Annotated in this window: 15 protein-coding genes and 1 pseudogene; 8 read left to right on the forward strand and 8 right to left on the reverse strand. The window is 69.2% G+C overall.

All coding sequences use genetic code 11. The annotated features are described in order from the left end of the window. The first annotated feature begins 33 nt into the window (after nucleotides 1–33). Nucleotides 34–600, forward strand: coding sequence for a CsbD family protein (locus AU194_RS05675; protein WP_059088267.1), 567 nt, complete (start codon nucleotides 34–36; stop codon nucleotides 598–600). A 16-nt stretch (nucleotides 601–616) separates the two neighbouring features. Continuing rightward, complete coding sequence (locus tag AU194_RS05680) at nucleotides 617–1,303, forward strand: hypothetical protein (protein WP_059088268.1); 687 nt, start codon at nucleotides 617–619, stop codon at nucleotides 1,301–1,303. On the opposite strand, the gene AU194_RS05685 is transcribed toward AU194_RS05680, so the two are convergent. Then, nucleotides 1,300–2,880 (reverse strand): serine/threonine-protein kinase, encoded by a 1,581-nt coding sequence (locus AU194_RS05685; RefSeq protein WP_059088269.1) that lies wholly within the window; start codon nucleotides 2,878–2,880, stop codon nucleotides 1,300–1,302. The genes AU194_RS05680 and AU194_RS05685 overlap by 4 nt on opposite strands. 205 nt (nucleotides 2,881–3,085) lie before the next feature. On the opposite strand from AU194_RS05685, the gene AU194_RS05690 reads away from it, so the two are divergent. After that, nucleotides 3,086–5,959, forward strand: coding sequence for an RND family transporter (locus tag AU194_RS05690; RefSeq protein ID WP_059088270.1), 2,874 nt, complete (start codon nucleotides 3,086–3,088; stop codon nucleotides 5,957–5,959). A 65-nt stretch (nucleotides 5,960–6,024) separates the two neighbouring features. On the opposite strand, the gene AU194_RS05695 is transcribed toward AU194_RS05690, so the two are convergent. The 5 genes from AU194_RS05695 to AU194_RS05715 form a co-directional block, all read right to left on the reverse strand. Then, the gene (locus AU194_RS05695) at nucleotides 6,025–8,370 is read right to left on the reverse strand and encodes a Tex family protein (protein ID WP_059088271.1); all 2,346 of its coding nucleotides are present in this window, start codon (nucleotides 8,368–8,370) and stop codon (nucleotides 6,025–6,027) included. A 185-nt stretch (nucleotides 8,371–8,555) separates the two neighbouring features. Continuing rightward, nucleotides 8,556–8,984 carry a GreA/GreB family elongation factor gene (locus tag AU194_RS05700; RefSeq protein WP_059088272.1) on the reverse strand — a complete coding sequence of 143 codons (429 nt, stop codon included), beginning with the start codon at nucleotides 8,982–8,984 and terminating at the stop codon, nucleotides 8,556–8,558. Between the two features lie 23 nt (nucleotides 8,985–9,007). Beyond that, entirely contained in the window at nucleotides 9,008–10,252 is a 1,245-nt protein-coding gene (locus AU194_RS05705) for an FAD-binding oxidoreductase (RefSeq protein WP_059088273.1), read from the reverse strand. Between the two features lie 116 nt (nucleotides 10,253–10,368). Further along, nucleotides 10,369–11,007, reverse strand: a complete 639-nt coding sequence (locus AU194_RS05710; protein ID WP_231743176.1) for a hypothetical protein — start codon at nucleotides 11,005–11,007, stop codon at nucleotides 10,369–10,371. Between the two features lie 161 nt (nucleotides 11,008–11,168). Continuing rightward, nucleotides 11,169–11,636, reverse strand: a complete 468-nt coding sequence (locus AU194_RS05715) for a hypothetical protein (protein ID WP_059088347.1) — start codon at nucleotides 11,634–11,636, stop codon at nucleotides 11,169–11,171. 186 nt (nucleotides 11,637–11,822) lie between these two features. Between AU194_RS05715 and AU194_RS05720 the strand changes: the two genes are divergently transcribed. The 3 genes from AU194_RS05720 to AU194_RS05730 all read left to right on the forward strand — a co-directional run bounded on the left by AU194_RS05720 (nucleotide 11,823) and on the right by AU194_RS05730 (nucleotide 15,449). Further along, nucleotides 11,823–12,692, forward strand: a complete 870-nt coding sequence (locus tag AU194_RS05720; RefSeq protein ID WP_059088274.1) for a universal stress protein — start codon at nucleotides 11,823–11,825, stop codon at nucleotides 12,690–12,692. Further along, nucleotides 12,693–14,360 (forward strand): N-acetylmuramoyl-L-alanine amidase-like domain-containing protein, encoded by a 1,668-nt coding sequence (locus AU194_RS32955; protein WP_059088275.1) that lies wholly within the window; start codon nucleotides 12,693–12,695, stop codon nucleotides 14,358–14,360. Nucleotides 14,361–14,456: 96 nt separating this feature from the next. After that, nucleotides 14,457–15,449 carry a hypothetical protein gene (locus AU194_RS05730; protein ID WP_059088276.1) on the forward strand — a complete coding sequence of 331 codons (993 nt, stop codon included), beginning with the start codon at nucleotides 14,457–14,459 and terminating at the stop codon, nucleotides 15,447–15,449. Nucleotide 15,450: 1 nt separating this feature from the next. Here AU194_RS05730 and AU194_RS05735 read toward each other — a convergent pair whose 3' ends face one another. Continuing rightward, the gene (locus AU194_RS05735) at nucleotides 15,451–16,671 is read right to left on the reverse strand and encodes a cytochrome P450 (RefSeq protein WP_059088277.1); all 1,221 of its coding nucleotides are present in this window, start codon (nucleotides 16,669–16,671) and stop codon (nucleotides 15,451–15,453) included. A gap of 166 nt (nucleotides 16,672–16,837) precedes the next feature. On the opposite strand from AU194_RS05735, the gene AU194_RS05740 reads away from it, so the two are divergent. Both AU194_RS05740 and AU194_RS05745 read left to right on the forward strand, forming a co-directional pair. Continuing rightward, the gene (locus AU194_RS05740; RefSeq protein ID WP_059088278.1) at nucleotides 16,838–17,407 is read left to right on the forward strand and encodes a TetR/AcrR family transcriptional regulator; all 570 of its coding nucleotides are present in this window, start codon (nucleotides 16,838–16,840) and stop codon (nucleotides 17,405–17,407) included. Nucleotides 17,408–17,641: 234 nt separating this feature from the next. Beyond that, on the forward strand, nucleotides 17,642–18,070 hold the full coding sequence (locus tag AU194_RS05745; protein ID WP_082698495.1) for a VOC family protein: 429 nt from the start codon (nucleotides 17,642–17,644) through the stop codon (nucleotides 18,068–18,070). 2 nt (nucleotides 18,071–18,072) lie between these two features. On the opposite strand, the pseudogene AU194_RS32495 reads toward AU194_RS05745, so the two are convergent. Next, nucleotides 18,073–18,232 (reverse strand): annotated as a pseudogene (locus AU194_RS32495) (ATP-binding protein); the annotation flags it as partial. Nucleotides 18,233–18,443 lie beyond the last annotated feature (211 nt).

Genomic DNA, 18,443 nt, shown 5'->3' on the forward strand with positions numbered 1-18,443 from the left:
AATGCTGGCTCCGATACCTAGTGAGGGGATTACATGACTGAGCACAACCAGTCCGACCAAGCACGCAAGGGTCTCATCGACTCGGTCAAGGGCAAGGCGAAGGAAGTCGTCGGCGCCGTGACCGGCAACGATTCGTTGACCGCCGAAGGTCAGCTCGAGCAGACCCAGGCCAAGGAACGCAAGGCCGCCAACGCCGCCGAGGCGCTCGCCGACGCCGAGGCCCAAGAGGCCCGGCAGGAAGTCGCCGAGGCACGTCGGGAAGGCGCCCAGGAGCGCGCCGAGGTGAATGCCGAGACCGCGGCCGCCGAGCGGGAGGCCCGCGCCGACGCCGAGGCCCAGAAGCGTCAGGCCGAACAGGCCGCCGCGCAGCGCGCCGCCCGCGACGCGTCGCAGGCCGAGACCGAGGCCCAGCGCCGCGCCGAACAGGCCGATGCCGAGGCTCGTGCGGAGAAGGCCGAAGCCACCGCGGAGGTCGCCGACGCCGCCGCCGAGCGCAACGACGCCATCAAGGTCGCGGCCGATGCGAAGGCCGAGGCCGAGCGGATCCGTCGGGAGGCCGACGGACTGGCCGCCGACGCCGACGTTCCCGAACAGCGATAGATCAGGAGACTCACCGATGAAGATCACCGACCTTCCCTTCGCCGTCCTACGGCTCCAATACCAGTTCGCCCGCTTTCCGCTGCAGGTGATCGAGGACCGGGTCGTGGCCCGCCTCGACTCCGAGGCGCCGGCCCGACTGTTCTACGAACGCTCGCTGGGCATGCTCGACCTCGCCGTCGGCAACGCGCTCAGCGCCCCCGACGTCGAAGAGCGCGGCGCGGCGTTGATCGAGCGCAGCGAGGCACTGCGCCGGGCGGCCCGGCTCGACGAGACGGCCACGCAGGTGCGCGAGCAGGCCGAGACGGACCTCGAGACCACCCGAGAGCAGGCCCAACGCGAGAAGCAGCAGGCCGAACAGGAACGCCAGCAGGAGATCAAGCAGGCGCGGCAGACCGCCGCCGAACGCAAGCAGAACGCGGTGCAGAACGCGCAGAAGAAGGCCGCCGACGCCAAGCAGAGCGCCGATCAGGTGGCCGCACAGCGCATGAAGTCGGCCGAGGCGGCCCGCCGCCAGGAAGAGGCCGTGATCGAGGCGACCGAGAAGACCGTCGAGAACATGGCCAAGGAGAAGCTCGACGACGCCGCCGACAAGGCGGGCACCGCCGCCAAGAAGCGGGCCCAGGCCGACCGCGTCGAGGATCTCGCCGACGCCGAGAAGGAGAAGCGCCAGCAGGAACGCGCCGCCCAGAACGGACGCACTTAGTCGGAGTAGTACTCCAGCACCCGTTCCGAGGTGTCGGCCCGGCCGTTGCTCACGATGGTGAGCCGGTCGGGCCGAACTTCGTAACGGGCCCCGCCGTTCGGATCGGTCACGTCGTAGCCGCCGCCCGCGGGCTCGGCGCCCTCCAACTGGATCGTGGCGCCGTCGCTCAGCCGTTCCCCGCGGTAGTAGTAGTCGTCGTCGCCGCTGCGGCACACGATGGCCAGCGACTGCGCGGTGCGCACCATCGCGGCCGGGGACTCGCCCTCCCCGCAGCGGGGGTAATGCCCGACGAAGCCCTGGGCGTCCGCGCCGGTCATCCCCGCCGGGGCCGATCCGGACGTCGACGAGGACGTTGTACTCGGTGTCGTCGAGGTCGTGGTGCTGGTGGTGGTCTCCGGTGACGTGGTCGTCGTGGTGGTCTCGCTGGTGGTCGGGATGCTCTCGTCGTACGGGGTGGTGGCCGGCGTCAGCGTCGTCCGCGCGGTCGGCGCGGAGTCCCCGCTGAACGCGAGGATCGCGGCCAGCACCGCAGCGACCCCGAACATGACGATGATCGCGGCGATCAGCACGACCTGACCGGTGTTCTTCTTCCCCTTCCCCGCGGGTCCGGGCGCCGGCGTGGGCGGTGGCGTCGGGTACGGGGTGTAGCCGGTGGCCGCGGGATTGGGGTACACCGAGGAGAACTGCCGCGTGCCGCTCAGCGGTGGGGCGGCCGCCGCGGCCGCCGGTGCGGCGGCGGGTTCCATCGCCGCGGCGGTCGCGGCCCTGGCCAGCTCGGCGGCGCTGCCGTACCTGTCCCCCGGCTGTTTGGCCATCCCCCGCGCGATGACGTCGTCGAATGCGCGGCTGATCCCCCTGCGCATGATGCTGGGCCGCGGCGGCGGACCGAACATGTGCGCGGTCATCAGCTGGCGCAGGTCGCCGGTCTCGAACGGCGGTCTGCCGGTGAGACATTCGTAGAGCAGGCAGGTCAGCGAGTAGATGTCGGCGGGTGGGCCGACCAGTCCACCGCTGAACCGCTCCGGCGCCATGTACGCCGACGACCCGACGATCATGCCGGTAGAGGTCACCCCGGGGTCACCGCCGACGTGGGCGATGCCGAAGTCCACCAGGTAGGCGAAGTCGTCGGGGTTGAGCAGGACGTTCTCGGGTTTGATGTCGCGGTGCACCAACCCGTCGGCGTGCGCGGCGCCCAGCGCCGCGCCCACCTGCGTGATGATCGAGGCCGCCCGCTTCGCGTCGAGCGGTCCGTCGGTGTGCAGGACTTCCTTGAGGCTCGCGCCTTCCACCAGGCGCATGTCGATGTAGAGGACACCGCCGATGTCGCCGAAGTCGTGCACCGGGATCACGTGCGGTTCCTGCAGCCGCGCCGCGACGCGGGATTCCCGGCGGAACCGCTCCTGGTAGCTGGGATCGGCGGCCAGCTCTGCGCGCAGCAGTTTCAGCGCCACCGTCCGGCCCTTGACCGTGTCGTATGCGCGGTACACCTCGCCCATCCCGCCGACTCCGATCAGGGACCGGAGTTCGTACGGGCCGAACCGGGTACCGAGTCGCGAGCCGCCGTGCGGGGTGGCCATCAGAAGAGTTCCTTTCAGTCCGTCCCGACCGTACCGGCACGCACCCACGCACCGGATCCGGTGACACCAGTGTTCCCGGTCCACCCCGGACGGATTCGTGGCACATCCCACAGCGAGCCTCGGCGCGTCGAGGGAGACCACTGAAATCGGGCGCGATCTGCTATCACTACTGACGACACCACGTCGCACGGAGGATTCCACCAAGTTGCCCAACTCGCACGTTGAGGCTGGGCGCCGCCTCGGTCCCCCGGCGGAGCCCGTTGCGCGCCGAGGCGCGGCCAAGTGGATCCGGCGGTTCGCGGTCCCGATCATCCTGGGGTGGATCCTGCTGGTCGCCGTCCTGTCGCTGACGGTGCCGCAGCTCGAGGTCGTCAGCCAGATGCGGTCGGTGTCGATGGCGCCAGAAGAGGCGCCGTCGGTGATCGCGATGACCCGCGCCGGTGAGGTCTTCGAGGAGTTCGAATCCGACAGTTCGGTGATGATCGTGCTCGAGGGCGAAGACCGGCTCGGGGACGCCGCGCACCGCTTCTACAACGACATGGTCGACCGGCTCGAGGCCGACACCACCCATGTCGAACACGTGCAGGACTTCTGGGGTGACCCGCTCACCGAGGCTGGGGCGCTGAGCAACGACGGCAAGGCCGCCTACGTCCAGCTGTATCTGGCGGGCAACCAGGGCGAGGCGCTGGCCAACGAGTCGGTCAAGGCGGTGCAGGACGTCGTCGCCGGCCTGACACCGCCGCCCGGTGTCGATGTCTACGTCACCGGCGGTTCGGCGCTGGCCGCCGATCAGCAGATCGCCGGCGACCGCAGCGTGCGCGTCATCGAGATGGTGACGTTCGCGGTGATCATCGTGATGCTGCTGTTCGTGTACCGGTCGATCGCCACGCTGCTGCTGGTGTTGGTCATGGTGCTGCTGGGGTTGAGCGCCGCCCGGGGTGTGGTGGCATTCCTGGGCTATCACGACCTGATCGGCCTCTCGACGTTCGCCACCACGTTGCTGGTCGCGCTCGCCATCGCCGCCGCCACCGACTACGCGATCTTCCTGATCGGCCGATATCAGGAGGCCCGCACCGCGGGTGAGGACCGCGAGTCGGCGTTCTACACGATGTTCGGGGGCACCGCGCACGTGGTGCTGGGCTCCGGGATGACGATCGCGGGCGCCACGTTCTGCCTGAGCTTCACCCGGCTGCCCTACTTCCAATCCCTCGGCGTGCCACTGGCCGTCGGCATGACCGTCGCCGTCGTCGTCGCGTTGACGCTGGGCCCTGCCCTCATCACCGTCGCGACCCGCTTCGGGTTGCTGGAACCCAAACGCGCCATGCGTATCCGCGGCTGGCGTCGCCTGGGCGCCGCGGTGGTCCGCTGGCCCGGACCGATACTGCTGGGCACGGTCGCGCTGTCGCTGATCGGCCTGCTCACCCTGCCGGGCTACAAGACCAACTACAACGACCGCAACTACCTCCCCGACGACCTGCCCGCGATGGAAGGTTTCGCCGCCGCCGAACGGCACTTCTCCGTCGCACGGATGAACCCTGAGCTGTTGCTCATCGAGACCGACCGCGATCTGCGCAACCCCGCCGACTTCCTGGTGATCGACAAGATCGCCAAGGCGGTCTTCCGGGTCGAGGGCATCGGCAGCGTCCAGGCCATCACCCGCCCGCAGGGCAAACCGCTGAACTACGCCACCATCCCGGCCCAGATGAGTATGGGCGGGATCATGCAGACGATGACCCGGCCGTACCTGCAGGAGAACATGGACACCCTGCTGGTCCAGGCCGACGAGATGGCGAGATCCGTCGCCACGATGACCGAGATGATCGGGCTGATGGAGCAGATGAGCGCCACCACCCACGATCTGGTGACCAAGTCCAAAGACCTGTCGGTCGAGATCGCCGAACTACGGGACAGCATCTCGAATTTCGACGATTTTTTCCGTCCGATCCGCAACTATTTCTACTGGGAACCGCACTGTTTCAACATCCCGGTGTGCGCGTCGATGCGGTCGGTGTTCGACGCCCTCGACGGGGTCGACACGATGACCGCCGACTTCCAGGCCATCATCCCCGACATGGAGCGGCTCGACGCGTTGATGCCGCAGCTGCTGGCGATCATGCCGCAGACGATCGAGACCATGGAGACCGCGCGGGAGTCGATGCTGTCGATGCACTCCACGCAGGCCGGACTGCTCGAGCAGCAGGCCGCGATGGACACGGACTCGACCGCGATGGCCGATGCGTTCAACGATGCCATGAACGACGATTCGTTCTACCTGCCCCCGGAGATCTTCGAGAACCCGGACTTCCAGCGCGGGATGGAGAGTTTCATCTCGCCGAACGGGAAAGCGGTGCGGTTCATCATCTCTCACGAGGGTGACCCGTTGACCGTCGAGGGCATCGAGCGCATCGACGCGATCAAGACCGCGGCCAAGGAGGCCATCAAGGGCACCCCGCTGGAGGGGTCGCGGATCTACATCGGCGGCACCGCCGCGGCGTTCAAGGACATGCAGGAAGGCAACAACTGGGATCTGCTGATCGCCGGGATCGCCGCGCTGTCGCTGATCTTCATCATCATGCTGATCCTGACCCGCGCGTTCGTCGCGGCGGCGGTGATCGTCGGCACCGTGGTGCTCTCGCTCGGCGCGTCGTTCGGTTTGTCGGTGCTGGTGTGGCAGCACATCGTCGGCATCGAACTGCACTTCATGGTGATGGCGATGGCCGTCATCATCCTGTTGGCCGTGGGCGCCGACTACAACCTGCTGCTGGTGGCGCGGCTGAAGGAGGAGATCCCGGCCGGGATCAACACCGGGATCATCCGCGCGATGGGCGGCACCGGATCGGTCGTGACGGCGGCGGGGCTGGTGTTCGCGTTCACGATGACGTCGATGGTGGTCAGCGAACTGACCGTGGCCGCGCAGATCGGCACGACGATCGGCCTCGGCCTGATCTTCGACACGCTGGTGATCCGCGCGTTCATGACCCCGTCGATCGCGGCGCTGCTCGGCCGGTGGTTCTGGTGGCCGCAGCGGGTCCGCCAGCGGCCGGCGATGTCGGGGTCGCTGGTCCGCCGACCCCGTTGACTCTGCGTCCAGGGTCAGCGCTTCTCTAACTTCTTCGCCCCACGCGCAGAGTCAACGGGAAATGCCTAGCGGCCGAAGCCGGCGTCGCGCAGCGCCTGGGCCATCGACCCGCTGGGCGCGCGCGTCTCGCGGCGACGGGAGTCGTTGTTGCGCTGGGCGTTCCGGTTCTGCTGCGGGCGTTGCTGCGGGCCGCCCTCGCGGCGCGGTTTGGCCTTGTCGCGCTGCGGCGCGTCGTTGAGGCGCAGGCTCAACCCGATGCGCTGCCGGTCCACGTCGACGTCGACGACCTTGACCCGCACCACCTGCCCCGAGCGCACCACCTCGTGCGGGTCGGACACGAAACGGTCGGCCATCGCCGAGACGTGGACCAGACCGTCCTGGTGCACGCCGACGTCGACGAACGCGCCGAAGGCCGCGACGTTGGTGACCACGCCTTCGAGGACCATGCCCACCTTCAGGTCGGCGACCTTCTCCACGCCGGCGGCGAACGTCGCCGTCGAGAACGCCGGCCGAGGATCGCGCCCCGGCTTCTCGAGTTCGGCGAGGATGTCGCTGACGGTCGGGATGCCGAACCGGTCGTCCGCGAACTCCGCCGGCTTCAGTGACCGCAGCTGCCGCTCGTTGCCGATGATCTCGGCCAGCGTGACCCCCGAGCGGTCCAGGATGCGCCGCACCACCGGATAGGCCTCGGGGTGGACGCCCGACGCGTCGAGCGGATCCTCCCCGCCGGTGATGCGCAGGAAGCCCGCACACTGTTCGAAAGCCTTGGGCCCCAACCGCGGAACCTCGAGCAACGCCTTGCGGTTGCGGAACGGGCCGGTCTTCTCGCGGTGGGCGACGATCGCCTCGGCGAGGGTGTCGGTCACCCCGGACACCCGCGAGAGCAGCGGCACCGACGCGGTGTTCAGGTCGACCCCGACGGCGTTGACGGCGTCCTCGACGACGGCGTCGAGGCTGCGGGCGAGGATCCCCGGTGTGACGTCGTGCTGGTACTGGCCGACGCCGATGGACTTGGGTTCGATCTTGACCAGTTCGGCGAGCGGATCCTGGAGCCGGCGGGCGATCGACACCGCACCGCGCAACGTCACGTCCAGCTGCGGCAGTTCGTGCGCCGCGTACGCCGAGGCGGAGTACACCGACGCGCCGGCCTCGCTGACCATCGCCTTGACCGGCGCCTTGGCGCCCGCGGCGGCGATGTCGGCGATGAGTTCGGCTGCCAGCGCGTCGGTTTCGCGCGAGGCGGTGCCGTTGCCGACGGCGATCAGTTCGACGCCGTGGCGCGCGACGAGCGCGGCCAGCGTGGCCTTGGCCTGATCCCACTGCCGCTGCGGCTGGTGCGGGAAGATCGCGCAGGTGTCGACGACCTTGCCGGTGCCGTCGACGACGGCCACCTTGACGCCAGTGCGGAACCCGGGGTCGAGGCCCAGCGTCGTGCGGGAGCCGGCGGGCGCGGCGAGCAGCAGGTCCTTGAGGTTGCGCGCGAACACCGCGACGGCATCCTCCTCCGCACGCTGACGCAGGCGCACCCGTGCCGCGACGGCCGCCGAGACCATGAGCTTGACCCGCCACGCCAACCGCACCGTGGTGGCCAGCCAGGGCGTGGCCGGGGCGGTCGAGGTCATGTCGACGCCCAGCGTCTGCGCGACCATCGCGAGGTAGGCCGCGTCGTCTCCGCCGTCGAAGTTCAGCGACAGCACCTCTTCCTTCTCCCCGCGCATCACCGCGAGCACGCGGTGCGAGGGCATCTTCTCCAGCGGTTCGGAGAATTCGAAGTAGTCGCGGAACTTCTGGGCGGCCGGGGTCTTGGCGACGTCGTCGGAGCGCGGTGAGGTGCGCAGCGACCCGTCGGCCCAGAACTTCTCGCGGACGGCGCCGACCAGGTCGGCGTCCTCGGAGGCGCGTTCGATGAGGATGTGCCGGGCGCCGTCGAGGGCGGCGGCCGCATCGGCCACCGCTTCGCCGAGGAACTGCGCGGCGACGTCCTCGGGCACCAGCGTCGGATCGGCGAGCAGCCGGTCGGCCAGCGGTTCGAGGCCGGCCTCGCGCGCGATCTGCGCCTTGGTCCGCCGCTTGGGTTTATAGGGCAGATAGATGTCCTCGACCCGCGACTTGGTGTCCGCGGTCAGCAGCGCGGTCTTGAGCTCGTCGGTGAGTTTGCCCTGCTCGGAGATCGAGGCCAGCACCGCGGCGCGGCGCTCGTCGAGTTCCCGCAGGTAGGTCAGGCGTTCTTCGAGCGTGCGGAGTTGCGCGTCGTCGAGGCTGCCCGTGACCTCCTTGCGGTAGCGGGCGATGAAGGGCACGGTGGCGCCCTCGTCGAGCAGCCGGACGGCGGCCGCCACCTGCCCCTCCCCGACGGCGAGTTCCTCAGCGAGACGGGCGTTTACCGATCGGACGGTCAGGCTCGAAGTCACGCCGAGACCCTACCCAAAGTGGCCGACAGGTCGCCGCAGCGGTCAACCGGCGCGGCGCTCCTCGGCGGCGCCGCCGTCGGACTCCCATCGGTGCAGGGCGAAGATCGCCGGGTCGGTGTCGGTGTGGTGCTCCAACATCGCGGTCATGGTGATACTCCTCTCGTCTCAGGTGTGTCGCCGGCTCGTCAAGCGGTCGCGAGGCGGCGGGTGTCCCGGGTCGCGTACGGCACCGCCTCGAGCACGGTCACCGTGACGGTGTCGCCGTCCGGGGTCGCGTACGTCCGCCGCTCGCCCGAGCGGGCCCCGTCGAGCGCCCGGCCCAGCGGTGACTCCGGCGAACACACGTCGATCTCGGGCGCTTCGATACCGCGCACACCGAGCAGCACGGTGTCGACGCGGCCGGTGTCGTCGTGCCGCACCGTCACCGCCATGCCCGGTTCGGCGATCCCGTCGTCCGGCGGGGCCGCACCGACGACCGCTCTGGCGAGCAACTCCTCGATGCGCCGGATGCGGTTGCCGCGTGCGATACCGGGTCGGGCCCGCAGCTGGGCCCGTTCCATCTGCAGCCGGATGTAGGCCTGCCTCGTCATCCAAACATGTTCGGCCATGGTCATATACGGCCTCCTTTCTGGTGTGGTCAGCGTCCCGTGCGGCGCAGCGGGTCGAATTCGCGTAGGGGGTCTGGTTGCTTACCGGTCGTGACGTATTCGGCGAGCAGTCGACCGGTGACCGGTCCGTGGGTCAGACCCCACAGGCCGTGGCCGCCCGCCGCGTAGACGGCTCGAGAGATCTCGCCGATGAGCGGCCGGCCATCGGGGCTCACGGGGCTCGACACAACGCGGATGTCGGTGCGTTCGGCCCAGCGCACCCCGTCCAGCACGGAGTCGACCGCGGCGACGATGGCGCCGACCCGTTCGGTCATCGCCGGCTCGTAGGTGTCGCGGAACTCCACCGAGCCCGAGACATGCAGTCCCCCGGGGCGCGGGGTGCACATGACATGCAGGTCGGGCAGGTACACGGGTTCGGACACGGGGATGTCGGTCGGCACCGTGAACGCGTAACCGCGCGCGGACTGGATCGGGACCCGGATCCGGCCCCGGGTGAGGCGGGGCAACCACGCACCGGTGGCGATGACGGCGGCGTCGGCGGTCAGCGGCTCCCCCGCACCGGCGTAGACGGTGACGCCGTTGCCCGAGCTGAACACGGCGCGGGCATCGACCGTGCGCAGCGTCGCGCCGCGCTCGAGGACCGAGCGCTCGAGCGCCCGCACGAATGCGCCGGGCTCGACGAGGCGTTGTCCGCCGATCGCCAGCGCGGCGGTGCTCGCCGATGACGCCGCAGGCACCCGCTCCCGCACCGCCCCGCCGGAGAGTGTGTCCACCTGACCGGCGTCGGCGAGCTCGCGGAGCATGCGGCGCGCGCCCCGTGGCGTGCGGAACAGCGCGGTGATCGTCGTCTCGCGTACGTCGGCGTCGACGCCGTTGGCGGTGAGCACGTCGAAGGCTTCGATCGCATCCTCGTTGAAGGCAGCGGCCGCCAGGGTCGCCCGCTCACGGGAGCTGCGCCGACAGTGGGCCGCGAACTGCACCGCGAACGCGGCGAGCCCCGAGTTGGCGGTCATCGGGAGGTGCACCGGTGCGCCGTCCGACAGGGACCGCCACCCCGCCCGGATCAGCGCCGGGGAGTTCAGTGGCAGCGCCAGCGCGGGCGAGACCCATCCGGCGTTGCCGTGCGATTCGCTCGCCGCGGTCCCACCGCGTTCGACGAGCGTGACGTCGACCCCGCGTTCCTGCAGGAACCACGCGGTCGACAAACCCACGATGCCCGCACCGACGACGATGACCGTTCTCGGTCCGCCGTCAATACGCCCGACAACCACCACCCACCTCCACGGCCGACCTGCGACGACACCTCCATGGTCTGGCCGAAGCGCGCCGTCGGCTTGCCCGCACAGGGCAATGGGCAGCGACGGTGTTGTCGGCTTCCGACAAGACGCCGTCAGGGGTGGCTGGTGGTGTGGCCGCCGCCGTCGACCAGGGTGTCGAGGTCGTGTTGCCAGGCGGCGGACCGGATGCGGTCGCACACCAGCTGAACCGTCACGGTGAAGATCGCCAGACCGGCAGCCACGCCGAGCCACAGCCCGGCAGCTGCGGTCGCGCCCTCGATCCCGGCGCGCGACGTCGGGGTGGGCGGGGTCACCTGTTTGCCCTCGGCGTCGATCCACAGCTCGACGGAGTCGCCGGTCACGGCGGTCGGTTGGGTCTGCACGGTTCCGGTGTGGCGGGTGTTGCCGTCCCACCACTCCACCGGGACGGCGATCACGCCGGTGCGGGTGAAGGACGCGTTTTCCGGAGCATCGGAGACCATGGCCGTGACACTGCGCCGGGTCTCGTTCTGCTCGGCGTAGAGGGTGCTGCGTGAATCGTGTACGGCCGTACCGATCGCGGCCGCGACGGGCAGCGCGAACACGGCCACCAGGACGGCCACGGCGACGACGACCGCCTCGACGCGGTCGGTGGTGCGTACGAGAGGGTCGCGACCGAACAGCCGCACCAGCAGCGGCCAGCGAGGCATCCTGAGCTCGAAGCGTTCCATCGCGGCGGCGGAGCGGTCACCGGGGTCGGACGCGGCAACCACAGCGCACCTCCTCGACTCGATCGACCGTTGACTCCATGATGGCGAGGATGTCCGCCCCACGGTTAGCCGAAACTCGACAACGTCGTGGCGATGAATTGTCCGGTTCTCACAGCGCGTCGAGCCATTCGCCGGATCGGCGAATTAGGCGTTCGCCGTGATGGTCAGTGCCGGACGGGTTCGCGTTGTTCGACGGTCTGAGCGGGCACCACGGCGGGGGTGGCCGGGCGGCGGCGCAGGCGGGCGTCGGCGGCGTTGAACCGGCGGCCGAGAATGCGGTAGTCGCGCTTGCTGAGGGTGCGGCTGCTCGCGGCCAGGTGATCCAATTGGGCCCAACTCAGACCATCGAGATCCCCGTCGGCGTCGTGGGTCGCCACGACTACGCCGCCGCGCAGCAGCGGGACGTTCTTGGCGGTGAAGCCGGTCGTGGCCAGCAGCAGTTCGGTCGCGCTGCGGTTGACACGGCGCTGGCAACCGCGCGGTGCGGGAGTGAACCAGAAGACGAATTGCCGATCGCCGCTGGAAAGGCTTTCCAATCCGCGATCGCTCACCAGATCGGCGATATCCGCTTTGCTGAAGGCGTGGGTTTCGTAAACCACGCCCTTGGCATTCATATAGAGGACGGTGTTCATGAGAGTGATCCTTTTCAGCTGGTGCATTTGATGAGAGCTGCTCTCGATAAGAGATTTGCCGTGATACTCCTGTGATAAACGTGAAATTTGTGACGGATGTGACTGGGGCGTAATTGGCCGGCGTCGGCACACCGGATCTGGCGACTACGCCGGTATCGTCGCCGTCGACCCGGGAGGTGAGAGTCGATGGCCACCGTCGCACGCCCGAAACACGTCGTGGGGGCAACGGATCTGTCCGAACCGGCCGCGGTGGCACTCGCCCGCGCCGGACGGCTCGCCACCGAACACCGCGCCACTCTGACCGCGCTGCACGTGATGGAGAGGGGGGCCACCGCCGACCTGACCGATGCGGCACGTGCGGCGCTGAGCGTGCACGTCAACGCCCTGGCCGAATGCACGCCGACGACCGTCTCGGTCCGTCGCGGCAGGGCCGCCGTCGAGATCACCGCCGAGGTGGCCCAGAACGCGGCCGACGTGGTGGTCGTCGGGGATCGCGGTCAACGCGGACTGGCCGAGGCGTTTCTCGGCACCACCGCCGAGAACGTGGTGCACATGAGCCCGGTTCCGGTGCTGGTCGCGAAAAGGCCTGCCACACAACGGTATGAACGGGTGGTCCTGGCGGTCGACACGACGGCGGAGTCGGCCGAGGCGGCGCGCTTCGGGTGTGCGCTCACCCCCGCCGCCCAGCACATCGTGGTCCATGCGTGCACCGTCGTCGGCGAGAACCTGCTGCGGATGTACGGGGTCGACGATGCCGAAGTCGACCGGCTGCGCGAGGTCGCGACCGAGGACGCCCGCCGGTACGTCGCACAATTGAGCGAGACGTTGACGCCCCGACCACACGAGGTCATGGTGACGACGGGTCACCCGCCGACCCGCCTGGCAGAACTGAGCCGATCCCGGTCGACGGACCTGATCGTGGTCGGCACCGGGGCCCGGTCACCGGTGTCCTACGCCTTCTTGGGCAGCGTCGCACAGCACGTGCTGCGCGAGGCGCGCTGCGATGTGCTCGTCGTGCCGTCGCCAGGTGCGGCGTCCGAAGTGGGAAGTGAGTGAGTGAAGCAACACCGCAATCGCCGAATCCGGCGGGTCGCGCCGGCGCTGGCCTGCGTCGCCGCGCTGGCCGTCGGCTGTGCCGGCTCGACGCAGCCGTCGCCCCCGAAAGTCGCCTCGCCGGCAGAGGCGCCGGCGCCCGCCTCGCCGGCCCCGGTGACTCCGCCGCGGCTGCGGCTGGCCGCCGACCCGGCCCGGATCGCCGACGATCTGATCGCCGACGAGCGGGCGCTGCGCGATCCCGCGTCGTCGGAGGAGGTGCTGCGCGCGGCGGCGCGCCGCCAACAGCTGGCCTACCGGGCGCTCGGCCGCCACCCCGAGTGGGACCCGGTGGTGCGGCCACGCATCCCGGCGGCACTGCTGCCGGTCTACGACCTCAACGTCAGCGCCCGACGACAGCTCAGCGAGTTGAGCCGAGGAGATGCGAAACCCACCCTTCCGGCGTGGCGGATCGTCACCCCGCCGCCCGCCGAGGAGCTGAAGGGCCTCTACCGCAAGGCCGAGCAGGCCTCGGGTGTCGGCTGGAACTACCTGGCCGCGATCAACTTCGTCGAGACCGCGTTCGGACGCATCGCCGGGGTCAGCACCGCGGGGGCACAGGGGCCGATGCAGTTCATGCCCGCGACGTTCGCGGCGTACGGCGGGGGCGGCGACATCCGCTCACCGCACGACAGCATCATGGCCGCGGGCCGCTATCTCGCCGCGAACGGCTTCGCGCGTAACCCCGGCGGCGCGCTGTGGCGGTACAACAACTCGAACGAGTACGTGCGCGCGGTCAGCGACTACGCCGGGGTGCTCGCCCGGGATCCCGCAGCGTTCGAGGGCTACTACCGGTGGGACGTGTACTACAACTCGACCGCGGGCGACGTCGTGCTGCCCGTCGGGTTCGCCGCGCACGCACCGCTGCCGGTCGTCGACTACCTGGCCGCCCATCCGCTCGAGCCACCGGTCGTCCGCGTCCACGGCCGCAGCGAACAGCGCGTCGCCGACCTGCTCCGCACCCGCAATGACGCTGCACGACAACAGGTTCCGTCGCTTACCGATGCGGTGTCCCGCCGGTTCCTCGGGGTACCGTACCGCGCCGACACCCTCGTCGGCTCTGCGGCGCAGCCCGAGGAGCTCGTCGTCAACCTCGAGGCGGTGGACTGCTTCACCTTCGCCGACTACGTCGAGGCCCTCAAACGCGCCGACGACCGTGAGGAGTTCATCGACCGCCTCATCGACGTCCGGTACAAGGACGGCGCGGTCGGGTTCCGCACCCGCAGGCACTTCTTCACCGACTGGGCGGCCGCGGCGCCGACGGTGGCGAAAGACGTGACCGCCGAGCTCGGCGCGACGCCGGTCCGGGTCGCCAAGCGTCTCAACCGGAGAGACGACGGCGGGGTGTATCTGCCCGGGTTGCCCGAGGTGCCGCGGGAAGTGGCCTACCTTCCCAGCGCGGCGGTCGACGACACCGTGGTGGAGAGCCTGCGCACCGGCGACTACATCGGCGCCTATGCCGAGGACGGCGGCCTCGACGTCACCCACGTCGGCATCGTCGTCGACACCCCGGCCGGACCGGTCGTCCGCAACGCGTCATCACGACGGGGTGACGACAAGGTGGTCGACAGCCCCCTGATCGACTACGTGCGAACCGTTCCCGGGATCGTGGTGCTGCGCCCGCCACAGTGACGCGACGCCGCACTTGCCACCGTGCGGCGGGAATCTGTGAAAAAGTAAGCATCGCGTCGGCCCGACCGTGCGGGTCGAGAGATGGGGTGCTTGTCGATGAACGGTTCGCTTCGGGCGGTGTTGGCCGCCGGTGTCGTCGCGGTGACCTGTGGTGCGCTGGCGGCGTGTCCGCCCGCGTCCGCGGCCAAGGCCGAGGCGGTGGCAGTGGCGCGGCCGGTGATCACCACCGCCTCTGCGGCGCCGCTCTTACGGCCAGTCGAACCGCCCCCGCCGCAGGACTTCACATCTGCACTCGCGCTGGTCGGTCAACTGGCCGATCCGGTGGTGTCCAACGCCGCGTCCAACGTCATCGACGACGTCTACTCGGTGGCACGGTACTGGGCGAACTACATCGCACTCGACCTCGGGCCCTGGTTGCTCGGCTGGGTTCCATTGGGCTACCTGATCGCCGACCAGATCGACATCTGGTATCCGGACCTCGTCCTGCCCACCGCCGACAGCTTCGTGTACGACTTCCTGGATCCGGTCGTCAACGACTTGTTCAATCCGGCCGTGTGGGCCGACGGCATCAACGCCGTCGTGCGCACGGCCGCGGCCGGCTTCGCCAACGGGGTCGCCGATGAGATCGACTACATCCTGAGCCTCGGCTGGTTCCCGATCCCGTTGCCGCCGTTGCCCACTCCCCCGCTGCCCCGCGTCGCGTCGGTGGCCGGCCCCGTACTGACGCTGGCCACGGAAGACGCCGACGAGGTCGCCGAGGAACCGCTCGTCGACGAAGCGCAGCGGGTGAGCGTCGAACCGGACAGCGAGCCCGTCGACGACACGGTCACCGAGACCGAGACCGCAGTGGAGCCCCCGGAGGAGCCGGAGCCCGCGGTCGAGGACGTACCGGACGAGCTCCCCGTCGGGTCCGACGACGAGGAACCGCAGGCGGACGTCGAGGATGACCTCGAGTCCACCGAGTCCACTGAGGACGACGTCGATGCGCCCGAAACCGAAGGCGCCGAGACTGATTCGGCGGACGATGGAGATGACACGGGCGACACCGACGACGACCAGGGCGACACCGACACCGGTTCGGAGGACTGAGCTAGCCGACCGCCAGGTCCAACCGTTCGAGTCGGCGCACGAGCAGACTCGGCAGCCAACGACCGACATCGGCCGCGTCAAACCGGGAGGTCCGGTCGAGGAGTTGGCGGATCACGACTCCGGCTTCCAGCCGGGCCAGTGCGGCTCCCACACAGAAGTGTGCGCCGCGCCCGAACGCGATGTGGCCCCTGCCGGATGGACGGTCGAGCCGGAACTGGGCCGGTTCGGCGAAGTGCGACGGGTCGCGGTTGGCCGCACCCCACAGCAGCAGTAGCCGCGACCCGGCCGGGAGCTCGACGCCACACAAGTCGGTGTCGTGGACGACGTGGCGGTAGTGGCCGCGAAACGGCGGTTCGTATCGCAGCACCTCCTCGAGGAAGGCGTCGAGGAGTTCCGGCCGCTCGCGGACCTGCTGTTGGACGTCCTGGCGTGTCGCGAGAACCCATGCGGCAGAACCGATCAGCGACGCCGTCGATTCGCCGCCCGCACTGAACAACGTGATCATCATGGCCAGGGCGGCCATGTCGTCCAGCGCGCCGTCCGCGGTGGCGACCGCGAGGTCGCCGAGCAGATCGTCGTGCGGATCGGTGAGGGCACGCTGGAACTGCTCGGTGATGTATCCGCTCAGCTCGAGCACCGCGACCCCCGCCTCCTCGAGCTGCTCCGGGGTGACGAGGCCCTCGACGACCTGGGTGGCCGAGTACCCCCACCGGATGAGCTTGTCGACGTCGGCATCGGGAACACCGATGATCCGCCCGACGATCATCATCGGCAGGCGGTTGGCCAGGGCGTCCATCCATTCGATGCGCCCACCGATGAGGTGGTCATCCCAGAGTTCGGTTGCAGTGTCGGCGATGAACGGTTCGAAGGCTCGGATGCGTTTGGCCGCCAGTTGCGGGAGCAGCGCCTTGCGGTGGACGGAGTGGGTCGGTTCGTCCGCGGTCGCGAGTGCCTGTGTCGGGCCGCCGAGTTCGCCGACGTGGAATTCGGCGACCGCGCCGCCGGGTTGGTACATCATCGTGGCGGTCAGGTTGGACGAGAAGTCGTCGCTGCGCGCGATCGCCTCGGTGACGGCGTCCCACCCGCTGACGGCGTAGAAGCCGGAATCACCGATGCGGTGCAGGGGGCCGGTCTCGTGCATCCGGGCGTAGAGCGGGCCCGGATCCTGGATGTAGCGGTCGTCGAAGAGCGCCAGACCGAGGGCACCGTCGGGTGAGGTCATGGTGTCACGCTGCGCGGCGGGTGACGCCGCGTCAACGGGCGCCGAAGAAGTCGAGATCACCGACCGCCGTCGAGGCGCCGGTCTGTCTCAGCGCACGCATCCTGCCTGCGAATTTTCCGGGTCATGGCGCCATCTGTGTCTCAATGCTGAGATACTTCGTGACGTCATGAGCAACGACTGGGTGGTCGGAGGCGACCGCCGCCGAGCGGCGGCCGAGCGCATCTACGCGGCCGCCGTCGACCTCGTCATCGCCGAGGGCCTGGACGCCTTCGACATCGACGCCCTCGCGAAGCGCCTGCACTGTTCGCGGGCGACCGTGTACCGCTACGCGGGAGGGAAGGCTCAGATCCGTGATGTGGTGTTGATGCACCTCGCGGCAGGCGTGATCGACACGGTCCGGGCCGCGGTCGTCGGCCGCCAGGGTGCGGACCGGGTCGTCACCGCGATCATGGTGGCGCTCGAGCAGATTCGGTCCGATCCGATTCGCAAACTGTTGATGAGCGCGGTGAACGCGCCCGGACTCGGTGAACTGCACACGTCGCCGCTGCTGAGTCGGCTCGCCGCGGATCTCACCGGAATCACCGAGGACGACCCGCTGGCAGCTCAGTGGATCGTGCGGGTGGTGATGTCTTTGGCGTACTGGCCGAACCCGGACCCACGCGAGGAGTCGGAGTTGTTGCGCCGCTTCGTGGCCCCGGCGTTCAGCGAGACGTCACCTGTGAGCGGCCGGGTGTGACGGCGAACCGTGTCCGGAACTCCTTGATGACGTGCCAGACACTGGCGTATCCGACCGCACGGGACACCCGCGCGACGCTCAGCTCGCCCGCATCGAGCAGGTCAGCGGCTGCGACGTGCTTTCATCGCCCACCCAGTTACGCAGGAGCATAGTGTGGACCAGCCGGGAGCGGGCGGTATCGCCGGTGGCGCAACCGCCGGTGGCTATTGTCCATTTCACGGGTGAGGGGTTTCGTTGAACGCCAGCAATGACGCCACGTTCGTTGGCGTACATCACGTTTCACTGACAGTGACCAACCTCGAGACGAGCATCGCGTGGTATCAGCGGGTGTTCCGGACCGAGCGCCTGGACCTCACGATCCCGCACTACGGACGGGAGGAGACCGGTTACAGCGTGCTCCTGCCCGAGCCGCGGTCGGGTGTGATCTTCGGGTTGCACACCAACACCGGCAACCGCGGGGAGCCGTTCGACGAGGCGCGCACGGGGCTCGACCATGTGTCGTTCGGTGTGGCCGGACGCGACGCACTGGTTGCGTGGACCGCCTGGCTCGACGAGATCGGGGTCCCGCACACCGGCATCGTCGACGAGACCGAACCGATCACGTATTCGACGGTGGTGTTCCGCGATCCGGACAACATCCAGCTCGAACTCATTGCGATGTAACGGAGTCGCACGCAGAACCGGGTGTCGCCGGGCTGGGACTGCACCGACAGATGCCCACCGTCGCGGTCCACGATCCGCCACGCCAGATCCAACCCGAGCCCGCTGCCCTCCCCCACCGGCTTTTGCGGTGAAGAAGGCGGTGAAGACATGGCCGATGATGTCGGCAGCTTGACGACCATGATGGCCAGTTTTCGGAGGCAGACGTGGTCAAGACTGACCCGGTTTGGCGGACCACTACGGGGGTACAGGCACCGGCTGACGAGGAGCTGCAGATGCCGAGGTCACCATACGTCCGTCGGAACGCGACAGCATGACTGCCGGGTCGCCGAGCGCTCCCACAGCCGACCAGTTGGCCGCGCTCTCCACGGTCACT

Source organism: Mycobacterium sp. GA-2829 (genome assembly GCF_001499965.1).
Lineage (GTDB): Bacteria > Actinomycetota > Actinomycetes > Mycobacteriales > Mycobacteriaceae > Mycobacterium.

Excerpts from the sequence above, each read along its gene's own strand:
- AU194_RS05730 (WP_059088276.1), top strand. The coding sequence starts at position 14,457 with ATGAACGGTTCGCTTCGGGCGGTGTTGGCCGCCGGTGTCGTCGCGGTG.
- AU194_RS05735 (WP_059088277.1), bottom strand. The coding sequence starts at position 16,671 with ATGACCTCACCCGACGGTGCCCTCGGTCTGGCGCTCTTCGACGACCGC.
- AU194_RS05720 (WP_059088274.1), top strand. The coding sequence starts at position 11,823 with ATGGCCACCGTCGCACGCCCGAAACACGTCGTGGGGGCAACGGATCTG.
- AU194_RS05715 (WP_059088347.1), bottom strand. The coding sequence starts at position 11,636 with ATGAACACCGTCCTCTATATGAATGCCAAGGGCGTGGTTTACGAAACC.
- AU194_RS05685 (WP_059088269.1), bottom strand. The coding sequence starts at position 2,880 with ATGGCCACCCCGCACGGCGGCTCGCGACTCGGTACCCGGTTCGGCCCG.
- AU194_RS05680 (WP_059088268.1), top strand. The coding sequence starts at position 617 with ATGAAGATCACCGACCTTCCCTTCGCCGTCCTACGGCTCCAATACCAG.
- AU194_RS05675 (WP_059088267.1), top strand. The coding sequence starts at position 34 with ATGACTGAGCACAACCAGTCCGACCAAGCACGCAAGGGTCTCATCGAC.
- AU194_RS05740 (WP_059088278.1), top strand. The coding sequence starts at position 16,838 with ATGAGCAACGACTGGGTGGTCGGAGGCGACCGCCGCCGAGCGGCGGCC.
- AU194_RS05700 (WP_059088272.1), bottom strand. The coding sequence starts at position 8,984 with ATGACCATGGCCGAACATGTTTGGATGACGAGGCAGGCCTACATCCGG.